This is a genomic window from Parvibaculum sp. (assembly GCF_039973015.1).
Classification (GTDB): Bacteria; Pseudomonadota; Alphaproteobacteria; order Parvibaculales; family Parvibaculaceae; genus Parvibaculum.
Genome location: NZ_JBDWLT010000003.1, coordinates 188,383 through 201,960, shown reverse-complemented (window position 1 = coordinate 201,960; position 13,578 = coordinate 188,383). Strand labels below are relative to the sequence as shown.

14 protein-coding genes are annotated in these 13,578 nt (G+C 58.3%); 4 read left to right on the top strand and 10 right to left on the bottom strand.

The features are described from left to right. Nucleotides 1-5: 5 nt before the first annotated feature. From ABJO61_RS02765 to ABJO61_RS02750, 4 genes are all read left to right on the top strand, one after another. Nucleotides 6-1,358, top strand: coding sequence for a peptidylprolyl isomerase (locus ABJO61_RS02765; protein ID WP_348331012.1), 1,353 nt, complete (start codon nt 6-8; stop codon nt 1,356-1,358). Nucleotides 1,359-1,396: 38 nt separating this feature from the next. Further along, complete coding sequence (gene pdxA / locus ABJO61_RS02760) at nt 1,397-2,419, top strand: 4-hydroxythreonine-4-phosphate dehydrogenase PdxA (RefSeq protein ID WP_348327035.1); 1,023 nt, start codon at nt 1,397-1,399, stop codon at nt 2,417-2,419. Next, nucleotides 2,416-3,258, top strand: a complete 843-nt coding sequence (rsmA, locus tag ABJO61_RS02755) for a 16S rRNA (adenine(1518)-N(6)/adenine(1519)-N(6))-dimethyltransferase RsmA (protein WP_348327032.1) — start codon at nt 2,416-2,418, stop codon at nt 3,256-3,258. The genes pdxA and rsmA overlap by 4 nt, the downstream gene beginning before the upstream one ends. Nucleotides 3,259-3,357: 99 nt before the next feature. Further along, nucleotides 3,358-4,407: an alcohol dehydrogenase gene (locus tag ABJO61_RS02750; RefSeq protein ID WP_348327029.1), complete on the top strand. Its 1,050-nt coding sequence runs from the start codon at nt 3,358-3,360 to the stop codon at nt 4,405-4,407. Nucleotides 4,408-4,465: 58 nt separating this feature from the next. Here the strand turns inward: ABJO61_RS02750 and ABJO61_RS02745 are convergent, their stop codons facing one another. From ABJO61_RS02745 to ABJO61_RS02700, 10 genes are all read right to left on the bottom strand, one after another. Then, complete coding sequence (locus ABJO61_RS02745; RefSeq protein ID WP_348327026.1) at nt 4,466-5,221, bottom strand: cephalosporin hydroxylase family protein; 756 nt, start codon at nt 5,219-5,221, stop codon at nt 4,466-4,468. Nucleotides 5,222-5,231: 10 nt separating this feature from the next. Then, entirely contained in the window at nt 5,232-6,338 is a 1,107-nt protein-coding gene (locus ABJO61_RS02740) for a class I SAM-dependent methyltransferase (RefSeq protein WP_348327023.1), read from the bottom strand. 59 nt (nt 6,339-6,397) lie between these two features. Next, the gene (locus ABJO61_RS02735; RefSeq protein ID WP_348327020.1) at nt 6,398-7,315 is read right to left on the bottom strand and encodes an NAD(P)-dependent oxidoreductase; all 918 of its coding nucleotides are present in this window, start codon (nt 7,313-7,315) and stop codon (nt 6,398-6,400) included. Between the two features lie 98 nt (nt 7,316-7,413). Beyond that, nucleotides 7,414-8,271 carry a glycosyltransferase family 2 protein gene (locus ABJO61_RS02730; protein ID WP_348327017.1) on the bottom strand — a complete coding sequence of 286 codons (858 nt, stop codon included), beginning with the start codon at nt 8,269-8,271 and terminating at the stop codon, nt 7,414-7,416. A 12-nt stretch (nt 8,272-8,283) separates the two neighbouring features. Next, the gene (locus tag ABJO61_RS02725; RefSeq protein ID WP_348327014.1) at nt 8,284-9,516 is read right to left on the bottom strand and encodes a class I SAM-dependent methyltransferase; all 1,233 of its coding nucleotides are present in this window, start codon (nt 9,514-9,516) and stop codon (nt 8,284-8,286) included. Nucleotides 9,517-9,525: 9 nt separating this feature from the next. Next, entirely contained in the window at nt 9,526-10,077 is a 552-nt protein-coding gene (gene rfbC, locus ABJO61_RS02720; protein ID WP_348327011.1) for a dTDP-4-dehydrorhamnose 3,5-epimerase, read from the bottom strand. After that, nucleotides 10,074-11,159 carry a CDP-glucose 4,6-dehydratase gene (gene rfbG, locus ABJO61_RS02715; protein ID WP_348327008.1) on the bottom strand — a complete coding sequence of 362 codons (1,086 nt, stop codon included), beginning with the start codon at nt 11,157-11,159 and terminating at the stop codon, nt 10,074-10,076. Before rfbG ends, rfbC begins: the two co-directional genes overlap by 4 nt. Beyond that, on the bottom strand, nt 11,160-11,939 hold the full coding sequence (rfbF, locus tag ABJO61_RS02710) for a glucose-1-phosphate cytidylyltransferase (RefSeq protein WP_348327005.1): 780 nt from the start codon (nt 11,937-11,939) through the stop codon (nt 11,160-11,162). A 12-nt stretch (nt 11,940-11,951) separates the two neighbouring features. Then, a complete protein-coding gene (gmk, locus tag ABJO61_RS02705) occupies nt 11,952-12,590 on the bottom strand; it encodes a guanylate kinase (RefSeq protein WP_348327002.1) in 639 nt (212 codons plus the stop codon). Between the two features lie 9 nt (nt 12,591-12,599). After that, a complete protein-coding gene (locus ABJO61_RS02700) occupies nt 12,600-13,490 on the bottom strand; it encodes a YicC/YloC family endoribonuclease (protein WP_348326999.1) in 891 nt (296 codons plus the stop codon). Nucleotides 13,491-13,578: the final 88 nt, after the last annotated feature.

The window sequence follows — 13,578 nt, the reverse complement described above, 5'->3', positions numbered from 1 at the left end:
AAGCCATGAAATTAGCGGATGTATTTGCGAGCGGCTCGCCGCGCGGGGGGCGCAAACTGCTCCGGATTTTGCCCGGCCTGACGGCGGCGCTGCTGCTGGTTCTTGTGACCTTGCCTGACCGTCCGGCAGTCGCCCAGGAGTCTTCTTCAAGCGCTTTGATCGGCAGTTCCGATTCACAGGCTATTGCCGCGATCGTCAATGACCAGGTGGTTTCGTCCTATGACCTTGATCAACGCATCAAGCTCGTGCTCCTGAGTTCGGGGATACCCAATACACCAGAAAACATCGCGCGCATTCGCGGCCAGGTTTTGCGCTCGCTGGTCGATGAGCATTTGCAACAACAAGAAGCCCAGCGACTCAATGTCGAAGTTGCTCAGGAAGAAGTCGAAAAGGCATTCGAGCGTATTGCCCAACGCTCCAACATGTCCGTCGACCAAATTAGCGCTGCTTTGGAAGAAGGCGGCGTGGCACGCTCAACGCTTGAAACGCAGATCCGCAATGACATTGCCTGGAATCGCGTCGTTCAGCAGCAGTTCGGCCCTCTCGTGACAGTTGGCGAGGGAGAAGTCGATGAGGTGATGCAGCGTCTTGAAGAAGAATCCGGGGAACCGCGTTACCTCGTTGCGGAAATTCTCGTCACCTTCGACAATCCGGCGCATGCGGACGAGATTGCCGCGGGTACGCAGAGACTGGTGGACCAGATCCGGCAGGGAGCACCCTTCGAGGCTGTTGCACGTCAGTTCAGCCAGTCTGCTTCCGCAGCAAATGGTGGTGACATAGGTTGGGTGCACAAGAGCCAGCTTCCCGATCAAGTTGCGGACATCGTGACCCAGATGCAACCGGGGATGGTGTCGGACCCGATCCGGACCCTTACCGGCTTCTACATTGTGCAGCTGAAGTCCATGCAAACCGGTACAGGCGCGGACCCGATGATGGATCAATATTCGTTGATGAAGATCCTTCTGCCTCTCACGCCGGATGCCGGCCAACAGGCTGTCGCAAGGCGCGCGCGAGAAGCGGAAGAGTTCCGGGCACAGGTCTCCTCTTGCGATGAAGCGTCGACGCTCGTCAAAAAGTATGTAAGCGGTCAGGCGAGCCCTGCCGAGAACGTCATCGCTGGGCGACTCCCGGCACAGACCCGACAGGCGATAGCTGGTGTTCCTGTCGGCAAGGCGACCGCCCCGCTCCGCTCCGAATATGGAGTGGAGATGATTGTGGTCTGCGGACATCGGGCCGCTCAGGGTGAAATGCCGACACGGGACCAGATCGACAATTCGCTTTACGAGCAACAGCTTTCAATGATGGGACGTCGCCACCTGCGCGATCTGCGGCGCGATGCGGTTGTCGTCTACCGCTGACGGCATCATTTTCACACGGTCCCTTCAGGGTGCCGGGCATGACAAGTAACAAGGATATTCGACCGCCTATCGTGCTGACGATGGGGGAGCCTTCGGGAATTGCTCCGGAGATCACACTCAAGGCATGGCTCGCTCGCGGTGAAATTCCCATGCCTACATTTTTCGTTGCTGGAGATGCGGACCTCTACCGGCAGGTAGCGATGGCTCTGGGCATGAACGTTCCCGTCGAAGAAATTCGGGTGCCCGGAGAAGCGAAAAACGTCTTCTCCCGCGGCCTTCCCGTTTTGCCCATTGCGCTGAAGAATCCGTCCGTACCGGGGAGCCTCTCTCCTGCGAATGCCTCTGCCGTACTCTCCTCGATTGACCTCGCGAGCGACCTCGCGCTCGGTGGAGAGGTGAGCGCTATCGTTACCAACCCAATCCACAAGCGTGCTCTTTACGAAGCCGGGTTCAACCTGCCGGGCCATACGGAGTATCTTGCCGGACGCTGTGGTGGAGCGACCCCCGTAATGATGCTGTCCTGCCCCGGGCTGAGAGTTGTCCCCGTCACCGTGCATCTTTCGCTCGGAGCAGCAGTAGCCGCGCTTAGCGCAGAAGCAATCATCGAGCAGGGGCAAATCCTTGCGCAATCGCTCATTACCGATTTCGGTATTGACCGGCCCCGTATCGCCGTCGCAGCTCTTAATCCACATGCAGGAGAAGAGGGGCATTTGGGGCGCGAGGAAATCGAGATCATCGCACCTGCCATCAAGACACTCCGCACACGGGTGCCGAAAGCAGAGATTCGTGGACCTGCGCCAGCCGACACCCTTTTCCATGCCACTGCTCGCGAAGGCTACGACGCAGTTCTTTGCATGTATCATGACCAGGCGCTGATCCCGCTCAAGACGATTGATTTCGACCGTGGCGTCAATACGACGCTTGGCCTGCCTATCGTGAGGACTTCCCCCGATCACGGGACTGCTCTCGATATCGCCGGGCGCGGGCAAGCACATGCAGGCAGCCTCATCGAAGCGATCCTTGCGGCCGATCACATTGCGCGTCACCGAGCCTCAACATGACCCCAGCCGCCCTGCCCCCTTTACGAGAAGTCATTTCCCGCCATGGCCTCGCCCCTCACAAGTCGCTAGGACAGAACTTCCTTCTCGATCTCAATCTGACGGGACGTATCGCCCGTTCGGCTGGCTCCCTCGAAGATCATGACGTGGTTGAGGTCGGCCCGGGGCCGGGCGGTCTGACGCGCGCATTGCTGGATGCCGGCGCCCGACGGGTTGTCGCGATTGAAAGAGACCATCGTTGTATTGCGGCGCTCAACGAAATTTCCGATGCATATCCGGGGCGCCTCAATGTCGTGGAAGGCGATGCGCTGGCAACCGACATGGAAAGACTGGTCGCTCGCCCAGCCCGAATTGTCGCGAACCTACCATACAATATAGCAACGCCGCTTCTTGTCGGCTGGCTGCAAACCGAGCCGTGGCCAGCATGGTTCGACAGCTTGACGCTCATGTTTCAGCGGGAAGTTGCGGAACGCATTGTCGCCACCCCTGGCGGAAAAGCATATGGCCGGCTTGCCGTTCTCGCTCAGTGGCGCACCCGGCCTCGCATTCTCTTTGATGTCGACCGGCGAGCCTTTACGCCTCCGCCTGCCGTCACCTCTTCCGTGGTTGAACTTGTGCCGCGAGCGGAGCCCCTTGCCGAGGCGAACCCACGCGCTCTTGAACGCGTGGTGGCAGCCGCATTCGGGCAGCGCCGCAAGATGCTCCGTGCGAGTCTCAAGTCGCTTGGAGGCGACCCTCTGCCCCTTCTGGAGGCAGCGGAGATCGAACCGACCCGGCGCGCCGAAGAACTCAGCGTCGAAGCTTTCTGCGCGCTCTCCCGCGCCTTCGCAGCAAGTCGCTAAAGGCAGCCAAGCAAGGTTGTAGGCTCGCGCTCCCCATGCCACATTGTCGGCCAAACAAGCCGCCAGGCGGCCAGGATACGTAGTCAGGAGGCATCCCGCATGAAGTCCGAAGCCATCGTCGAATACGGCCAGCCCTTGCAGATCGTGGACAGCGAGACGCCTGAGCCGAAAGGCACCGAAGTCCTGCTCAAGGTCACGCATTGCGGTGTTTGCCACTCCGACGTCCATATCCATGACGGTCATTTTGACATGGGCGGCGGCAACCAGCTCGATGTACGCGCAGGCCGCAAGCTCCCCTTCACACTTGGTCACGAGATCGAGGGTGAAGTCGTAGCCGCCGGTCCGGACGCCGAGGGCGTCGAAATCGGTGTTCATCGGGTTGCCTATCCCTGGATTGGCTGCGGCGAGTGTCCGACCTGCAACCGCGGTGACGAACATCTCTGCAACAAGCCGCGCAGCCTCGGCATCAACGTGGCGGGCGGATATGCCACTCATGTGATTGTGCCCCACCCCCGCTACCTGCTGGACTACAAGGGTGTCGCCAACGGACTTGCCGCTACCTATATGTGCTCTGGCCTTACCGCTTACAGCGCCATGAAGAAACTTGGCGACATCAGCCCTGAAGAGCGCGTGATGGTGGTTGGTCTCGGCGGCGTCGGCATGATGGGCCTGCAGTTCGCGAAGGCGCTTTTCCCCGCCGAGCCGCTCGGCGCAGATGTGGACGAGAACAAGCTTCAGTCGGCAAAGGGCAGCGGTGCCCACGAGGTCTACAACCCGAAGGACCCCGAAGCGATCAAGAAAGTACTGGCCGACACAAATGGCGGCGTCCCCGCCGCGGTCGACTTCGTCGGCTCGGAGGCCTCCCTTAAATTTGCGACCAGCGTCGTCCGTAAGGGCGGCCGGGTGATCGTGGTGGGGCTTTTCGGCGGCGGCTTCGCGATGCCGATCCCGCTCTTCCCCATGCGCGCCATCACGATCGGCGGTTCCTATGTGGGCTCGCTCGGCGAGACCCATGAAATGATGGAGCTTGTAAAAGCAGGCAAGATCGACCCGATCCCGGTGAGCGAACGTCCGCTCGGTGAAGGCTCAAAGTCGCTCGACGATCTGCGCAACGGCACTGTCATGGGGCGTGTCGTTCTGAAGCCGTAGACAAAAAAGCTGTGAGACGCCACTGCGTCTCACAGCTTCCTCTCGAAACAATCAGATTTCATTCGGCACGGCGCACCCATGCGTCCGGCCAATGCGTGATATTGCCCGACAGGGTTGATTCATTAAATGGCCAAGCCGGTTCTTCAAGCTTGAATCCCGGATTCTTGGCTACGAAATCCCGTGCAGCTTTTGCAGGATTATCGCTATCCCAATCAGGGCGCCCGCGCGGTGCATCCGTCAGATCCTGCATAAGACCATCTGTTGCAACAATCCATGACCCTTTGGAAACCAGAGGTGCATAGGCTTCCAGTTCGTCCATGACATGCTTGTACGAATGGTCAGAGTCCAGCACGACGAGAACTTTCTCACCCGGTTTGATGCCATTGCGAATCTGTTCGACGATCGAAGCGTCCGTGGATGAACCCTCGATCAAAGTAATCAAGTCCGCGAAAGGATGATCTTCGATCCGCTTCCGGTTATGCGGGCGAATTTCTATATCAACCGCGATGACACGTCCCTTACCCATAAGCCGGCAGAGACTCGCGGAAAAGATCGCCGAACCGCCGTGTGCGACGCCGGTCTCCACGATGACGTCTGGCTGCAATGCCCACGCGGCTTCCTGATACCGGACAATATCCTCCGGCAACTGAATGATGGGGACGCCCAGCCAGGAGAAGCTGTAGGAATACTTCTGGTTCCAGCCCACCTTGACCCAAAGATCGGACAGCAACCGAAACGCATCATCGCTATAGAGGTCCAACGTTTTACCGTCGGCCTTCACGACCTTCTTCTCCGTATCGATCTCTAGCTTCATTCCATTCTCCTCAGTCGATTGGCACCAATCGCGCGTTGAGGCCAACCTCGCGAGCAGTTGCAGCAATTTCATCAAAGTAATTCGGGTTCATGACGAACACGGTCTTCGTTTTCCTCGAAATCGATTCTGCGGGCGGTACGACCAGAAGACCCGAGCGCGGTAGATACTTCCCTTGTTTGGCAGGATTGACGTCGATTACGTGATCGATGATCTGTCCTTCAGGGTCTGCGAGGATTGCAAAGCTGACACCTTTTGCTCCCGCCCCCCAGAGGGCGACTGTACCCTCTTCACTGGCAGCAGCAATTTCTGTTCTCCATCTCTCGATGAATTCCGCCCTCACCCTGTGCAGTGGTTCGTGAATGGAGGCAACCGGTTCACCGGGTTGAACACCTCCTGAAGCCACAGCTTCCGCCCAAAGATATTGCCCGCCAAATACATGCCGGACACGCGGAGAATCGAACCCGGCTTTTTCCAGGGCGAACGCCAGAGAACTGGCGGTAAACAACGAGCAATGTTCGTAGAAGAAATCCTGCATGGCACGATTTTGAAGTATCCATTCGACGCAAGGCGTCTCAACCCACAGGCGGGCGGTTGAGTCTTGCCCCAGCGCATCTCGTATCGCACTGAGAAAGCCCACAGGATCGGGCACATGTTCGATGGTGTGTCGCGTCGCAACGACATTCGGCTCGTTTTCGAGGCGAGAAGCTGTGTCCTTGTTGAAATAAACTCGATGAATACGGCTACCTGCCGGGCCTGTCGCCTCAGAGCCACGCCAGGCCGGATCGAACCCTTCGGCCGATTGCAAACGCTCCCCCGCAGCAGCAATGACCTCTTCAATGAACCGCCCCTGACCGCAGCCAACCTCCAGATAGACAACGGGAGTATCGGCAGACGCTGAGGCAACTACGTCTCGAGCGCGATCTCGCATATGGTTTCGAAACGATGGCGAGTATGTTTGATCGTTCTCATACTCCTCGTCGTAAACAATAAGCGAGGGATCGAAGGCGAGATTCCAGGTGAAGCCACATCGGGGACAGGCCACAAACTCAAGCGGTCCAAGAGCGGCTGCCTTACCCTCTGCGGGTGTTGCATAAATTCTGTTCATGAGGATCGGCATAGCGAGCGGCTCGTCCAGACGCGATGCAGTGGTCCCCCCACATACAGGGCAGTTGGCGCTCATCGGGTAGCTCCATTCTCAACATGAGTCCGCCAGAACCCGAGTGCGTCGGACAGCCCCTCGTCCAATGAACGGCTGCTCTTGAACCCAACTTCCGTGCCGAGCCGATTTGCATCCGCAACTATGAATGGAGGCTCGCCCTGACGATCAGGTAAGGCGCCTATCCGCACAAGCTCAGGCCTTCCCGAAAGCTCGCCCAGCCTCCGTGCTATGTCTGCAATGTTGTGCCCCTCGCCCGTTCCGATGTTTACCGCACCTTCCACTTTGGACAAGGCAAGAGCCGCCAACGCAGCGCCTGCGTCTCGTACATCCATGAAATCGCGGAAGGCCGTGCCCCGAGAGCAAGGCGCATCTCTTCCCGTTATCAAGTTGCGCGCCACCGACGACACAAGTCTGTTCGCTGCTTCATGGGGGCCATAAAGAAAAAAGAGCCTTCCCCATGCAAAGCTTGTTTCTTCCCCGGTGAATCTGGCTGCGAGCACGCGGCGGCAGGCGTCCTTGCTTGTGTCGTACAGAGTATGAGAGGCAAGCGGTGTATGTTCTTCAACGCAAGGGCTGGCGGCCGGCCAATCATATTCGTAGCACGTACCAACCCCGACAAACCTCCTCACACCGCTTTCTGCCGCAGCAGAGGCCAGCCTCATGGTTGCGGCTGTCCAATCAAGGTTCGAGGGATCGGTCCAGAAGAGACCTGGCTCAACGTACCAGGCGAGATGAAGAATGCAGTCCGGGCGGGTTGTCTTTACCAGCGCTTCAGCTGTGCCGTCCGTCAGCAGGTCCGCCCGGTGCCAAGTGACCTTTGCGTCCGGCGCTGGGCGACGGCTGGAAACAGCGTGGACCTCAACATCGGAAGAGGGCAGCGCGGCAAGAACCTGCCGTCCAACAAAGCCGGATGCCCCGGTTAACAATATCCGCATGTCCAGCGTCCGGCGCCCTCAACTTCCGCAATTTCTGATATTTTGTAACAGAATTGCCGTCGCTGCCCCAATTGAATAATAGATTCGCGCCCTCGCTCTCAGTGGCGTTTGCCCGTGATCTGCCTCAACTGGCGGCGAACTGTTTTCCAGAAGCGGTACACCCGAACATTCGCATATCTCAGAATGTATGGTGAAAGCAGCAAGCGCTCCCATAGCGGCCAGTCAAGCCGCCGAAGTTCGGCGAAGCAGGATTTTCGAAAAGCACCACGCATCTCCCACATAATGCGGGCTGGCTCCTGCGCAGAGTATCTAGCCGCCTCAGGTTGGCCGACATAGAGCTTCGCCGCGTTGTTGCCGGTGACGCTTTCGGTGAGGATAACCGGCACCATCGCCATATGATCCCATGCCCAAATGTATGGGTAATTGGCGCGTGTACGAGACAGGATTTCCATCAAAGTCGGCTTGTGCCAGAGCCCGTAAATGCTACTCGCACTGAGGCGCATGAGCATGTGCCCAACCCGGCGTGCACGAAGTTTCTGACCAGGCAAGATGAAACTATTGACGCCAGCAATCGAACCGTCCCGCCGAACAATAACGGTTTCGGGGCCCGCAAGCCTAATCCGCGCGTCCTCATCAAACTTCCCCTTGAGCTCCTCGACATATTCGGCATTCGACCAGTCATCATCGGCTCGCCACATGAAGAGATCGGATCGCGCCATTTCGAGCAGCGAAAAGAAGTTGGGAACGGGACCGACATTACTCTCGCGGCGAACAACGCGAAACCTTGGATCACGATCCGCGAACCCCTGCGCAATATCGGCACTACGATCCGTCGATGCATTATCGGAAACAATCACTTCGATATCACGATAGGTCTGCGTTCGAAGACATTCGAGACTTCTCTCGAGTGTTGCCGCGCCATTATAGACAGGAACGCCTATCGTGATCGTCGCCATGAGTGTCTCCCGTCAGCCCGACACGACCGCAAGCTCCGGCACGGCCGTCACAAACTGTGCGCCCCACCCGCGCGCATGGTCGAGTTGCCGCATGACCTCATCGCGGATGTTCCAGGGAAGGATAACGATAAGGTCCGGGCGATCCGCTTCGAGATGCATCTCGTCTACGATGGGGATGCGGCTTCCAGGCATATACTTCCCCTGCTTCGCTGCTGCGCGGTCCACGACATAGGGGATAAGGTCGGGGCGAATGCCGGCAAAGTTCATCAGCGTGTTGCCCTTCGCCGCCGCTCCATAGGCACCAACCTTGAGCCCCTTGCGCTTCGCGTCAATGAGGAATGCAACGAAGTCGTCCTTCACTTTTTCGGCCTTCGCCTGAAATCCGTTGTAGAAAGCCGAATTCTCTATCCCCGCTTCCGCCTCGATCCTCTCCATTTTTGCAAGGCGGTCCGTGCGCTCGCGTTTACCCGTATCGCTGCGCTGCGCAAATACCCGCAGGCTCCCGCCATGGGTTGGCAATTCCTCGACATCGAAAACAGAAAGGCCGTTCGCCGCAAAAATGCGTGCGACGGCGGCGAGCGACAAATAGGAATAATGTTCGTGGTAGATCGTATCGAACTGGGTCTGGCGAACGAGATTGAGAAGATGCGGGAATTCGAAAGTCGAGACGCCTTCCGGTTTCAGAAGACGCTTGAATCCCGACACGAAGTCATTGATATCCGGCACATGGGCAAGAACATTGTTTGCGGCAGTGAGGTCCGCCTGCCTGCCCGCTTCCGCCAGTTCCGTGGCAAGCTCGACACCGAAAAACCGTTCGATTATGTCGATGCCCTTCTCCCGCGCTGCGGCGGCTGTGCTCGCTGTCGGCTCGATGCCGTAGCAGGGAATGGCCTCCTCCTTCACGTATTGAAGAAGATATCCGTCATTTGCCGCCACCTCGACAACCATGCTGTCACGATCGAGACCAAATCGCGTTGCCATTTCATCGACATAGGCCTTCGAATGCTTGAGCCAGCCCGATGAGGTCGAGCTGAAATAAGCGTAGTCGCTCGCGAAAAGCTCCTCACGGCCCGCATGGTCTTCCGTCTGGACAAGCCAGCAATTCGTACACACGAGTACGCGTAGCGGATACCAAACCTCGGGGCCAACAAGTGCTTCCCCCGTCAGATAGGCGTTGGAAGGCGGCGAGGCGCCGAGATCGACAAAAGTCTGTTCAAGCGGTGTACCGCAATGCCGGCATTTCACGAAACTACCTCATTCCTTCCCACCGCCGAGAAGCGGGTGATTTCTGTCGCGCTCAGAACGCTCACCAATCCTGAGCGGCCATTCTATGCCAAGTGCCGGATCGTCTGCTCTTACACCACCCTCGGCACCCGGCGCGAAGGAAGCCGAATGGAGATAGAGCATTTCAACATTGTCCGTTAGCGTCTGGAAGCCATGTGCGAAACCCGGTGGAATGAGAAGGCTTGTCGCATTCTCATTCGAGAGCCGCTCACCATGCCAACGGAGATAAGTTGGCGATCCTCGCCGCATGTCGACCGCGACATCAAAGACCTCACCGGCAAGACAAGTGACGAGCTTCGCCTCTTCATGCGGCGCATTCTGGAAGTGCATGCCGCGTACCGTTCCGGTCTTTGCGGTATATGTTCGGTTCATTTGAACGACAGGCCAGAACCATCCGGCCTCGCGTAATTCATCCGCGCAGAAGAGCCGTTCCAGCCAGCCACGCTCATCGCCCATGCGCTTCCGTTTCAGCACGACGACACCCTCAAGCGGCATTCGTTCAATGTCAAAGCGGGCGCTCATGAAGCTTCACCACGATAGAGTTTTTCATACGCGGCAATCTGATCGAGCGTGCGTGCGCGCATATCGGCTTTTGCATTGAACGCACGATACCAGTCCGCGAGCCAGGAGACGCAAGGCGTTCCGGCAAGCTGATCTTTCCAGCCGAGAACGGAACGCGCTTTCCGGCTGTCGATCTCAAGCGTCATCATCTCGCGCGGGCCGGTATCGTTTGCGGGCTCCCAAATACAATCCGCGCCAAGCGCTGACTGAACGGCATTCGCCAGCTCCGCAACAGTGAGAGGGACGGCATCGTGCGGCGGTCCGAAGTTGAGAGCTGCCGGAAGTTCTGCCCTCTCGGTCAGGGCGCGAGCATAGGTGAAATACCCGCAAAGGCAGTCGAGCACGTGCTGCCAAGGCCGCGCCGCAGCGGGGTTGCGCAGCACCAACGGTTGTCCTGCCTTCAGTGCGCGCCAGATGTCCGGCACAAGCCGGTCTTCTGAAAAATCCCCGCCGCCGATCACGTTGCCCCCGCGCGCCGTCGCCACGCGCACACCCTTCTCTTCAAAGAAGGACCGGGCATAAGACGAAGTGATAATCTCGGCTGCAGCCTTGGAAGCCGCATAGGGATCATGGCCACCGAGCGGGTCTTCCTCGCGAAAGGAGACACCACGCTCCGCATTTTCGTAAACCTTGTCGGTGGTGACGACGAGAACGGATTCCAGCGTTTCCACACTGCGCAGTGCCTCAAGAAGATGGACGGTTCCCATCACATTGGCATCGAAGGTGCCGACCGGATCCACGTAAGAGCGGCGGACAAGCGGCTGGGCCGCCATGTGGAGAACGATCTGCGGCGCCGCTTCCTGTACCACGCGGTGCACCGCATCAATGCCTCGCAAGTCTGCGAAGTGAGAGCGGATCGAACCCGCAATATTCGTGAGGTCAAAGAGATTCGGATCGGTATCAGGTGCGAGCGAAAAGCCCGTAACGTCGGCACCCATTGACGCGAGCCAGAGCGACGCCCACGAACCCTTGAAGCCGCTGTGCCCTGTCAGCAGGACGCGCTTGCCGCTCCAGAACGCTTTGTCGAGGCCGTCGATCTTCAACTAGTCCCTCCATACCTTCCAGGGAGCCTTGCCAGCCGACCAAAGCTCCTCCAGATAATTCTTCTCGCGAAGCGTATCCATTGGCTGCCAGAAGCCGGAATGCTTGAAGCTCATGAGCCCGCCATCGGCGGCAAGCCCCATGAGGGGGTCGGCTTCAAAAGGTGTTTTGTCACCTTCGATGCGATCCAGCACCGAAGGTTCGAGTGCGAAAAAACCGCCATTGATCCAGGCGTTATCCCCGGGGGGCTTTTCGATAAACCGCCGAACCTGATTTCCCTCAAGTTCCAGCGCGCCATAACGTCCCGGCGGGATAACGCTGGTGAGGGTCGCTTCCTTACCGTGCGATTTATGAAAGGCGAGAAGCGAGGCGATATCCACATTCGCGACGCCGTCTCCATAGGTCATGAAGAATGTTTCATCCGGGTCAAGGTAGTCGCGCACCCTCTTGATGCGGCCGCCAGTCAGCGTGTCCTGGCCGGTATCGACCATTGTGACGCGCCAGGGTTCGCTCGCTTTCTGATGATAGGTGATCTGGTGGTTCGCCGTATCAACCGTCACGTCCGACGAATGAAGCACATAGTTGGCGAAGTATTCCTTGATCATATATCCGCGATAGCCGACGCAGATCACAAAATCGTTGAACCCGAAATGGGTATAAATCTTCATGATATGCCAGAGGATCGGACGCCCGCCGATTTCGATCATCGGCTTTGGCCGAAGCTGGCTTTCCTCGGATATGCGCGTACCGAGCCCCCCGGCCAGTATCACCACCTTGGTCATTTTGTCCCCACCCTAAAGCGCCTCGCGCAATTGTTTCACAAAGTTGGAAAGACCCGTGAGCCGGCGGCGGCGAAGACGCTCAGCCTTCAGGATCGCCTGCAGCTCGGCAAAAGCCTTGTCCATATCTTCGTTGATGATGATGTACTCATATTCCTGATAGTGACTGATTTCGTCGGAAGCTTTGGCCATACGCTCCGCAACGACCTCGGCAGGGTCCTGCGCGCGCGCTTTCAGGCGTTTTTCAAGATCGTGCACAGATGGCGGCAGGATGAAGACCTTCACGATATCTTCCTGCGCCGTCTCATCGAGTTGCTGCGTACCCTGCCAGTCGATGTCGAAAAGAACGTCTTGTCCGCGGGAAAGCGCATCTTCCACAGGTGCCTTCGGTGTCCCGTAGTAATTCCCGAAGACCTTGGCATGTTCGAGGAACTCGCCACGATTGCGCATGATCCCAAAATCTTCCGTACTCAGAAAAAAGTAATCCCTGCCCTCCTGCTCACCGGGGCGGGGTTTGCGCGTTGTCGCAGAGACCGACATTTCGATCTCGGCATCGCTTTCCAGTAGACGGCGCGACAGCGTCGTCTTGCCCGCACCTGACGGCGAGGACAGGACAAGCATCAGGCCACGCCGATGAATATCAATCCCGGTCATCTGACGGTGTTACTCCACATTCTGAATCTGTTCACGGAACTGATCGATTACCGCCTTCAGATCGAGACCGATCCGTGTGAGGCTGACATCCGCGGCTTTGGAGCAAAGCGTGTTCGCCTCGCGATTGAACTCTTGCGTGAGAAAGTCGAGACGTCGCCCCACAGCCTCCTTGCTGCCGAGCAATTCGCGAGCTTGCTCGACATGGGCCTTCAACCGGTCGATTTCCTCGCGAATGTCCGCGCGGGTTGCAAGCAGCGCCGCTTCCTGCGCAACGCGATCTTCTGCAATTGCAGTCGCATCTCCCAGCAATTCCTGCAATTGCTCCTTGAGCCGCGATTGCAGGGCAGCAGGGGCCGCCGCCGGACAATCCGCCGCCGCGTACGTCAACCGCTCAATTTCGCCGACATGGCCGGTCAGTACCGCTTCGAGCTTCGCGCCTTCCTGAGCGCGGGCCTCCGCCAGCGCTTTTGCCCCCTCGGCAAATGAAGCCGTCAGCGCGGCTTCCAGGGCCGACTTCGCTTCCTCGTCCGCCGCCACGTCTTCGGCATTCTCCAGCACCCCCTTGAGGGCGAGGATGCCTTCCGGCCGGGGGGGCATGACCTCGATGTTTTTCTGGAGGTCTTCAATTGCTTCCAGCACAACCTGAAGCGCAGCGCGATTGACACGAAGAGGCGCGGCTTCGCCTGTACGCTCGAGTACGAGATTGATCTGACAATTGCCGCGCTTCAGATGCCGCGCGAGCTCTGTACGCAATTTCGTTTCGATGCCGTCAAGACCGGCCGGCAGGCGCAGCCGGGCATCGAGCCCCTTGCCGTTGACGCTTCGCAGCTCCCAATGCCAGCGCACGGCGCCATGGGCACCCCCGACGCGGGCAAAACCTGTCATGCTATTGAGCGGCATCGCGTTTTCCCGGAATCACTTCGATATGGTGGGGACTATAACAGCCACAAACCGGCTTTTCTCTCGCCTATCTGAGACCCGTCTGACC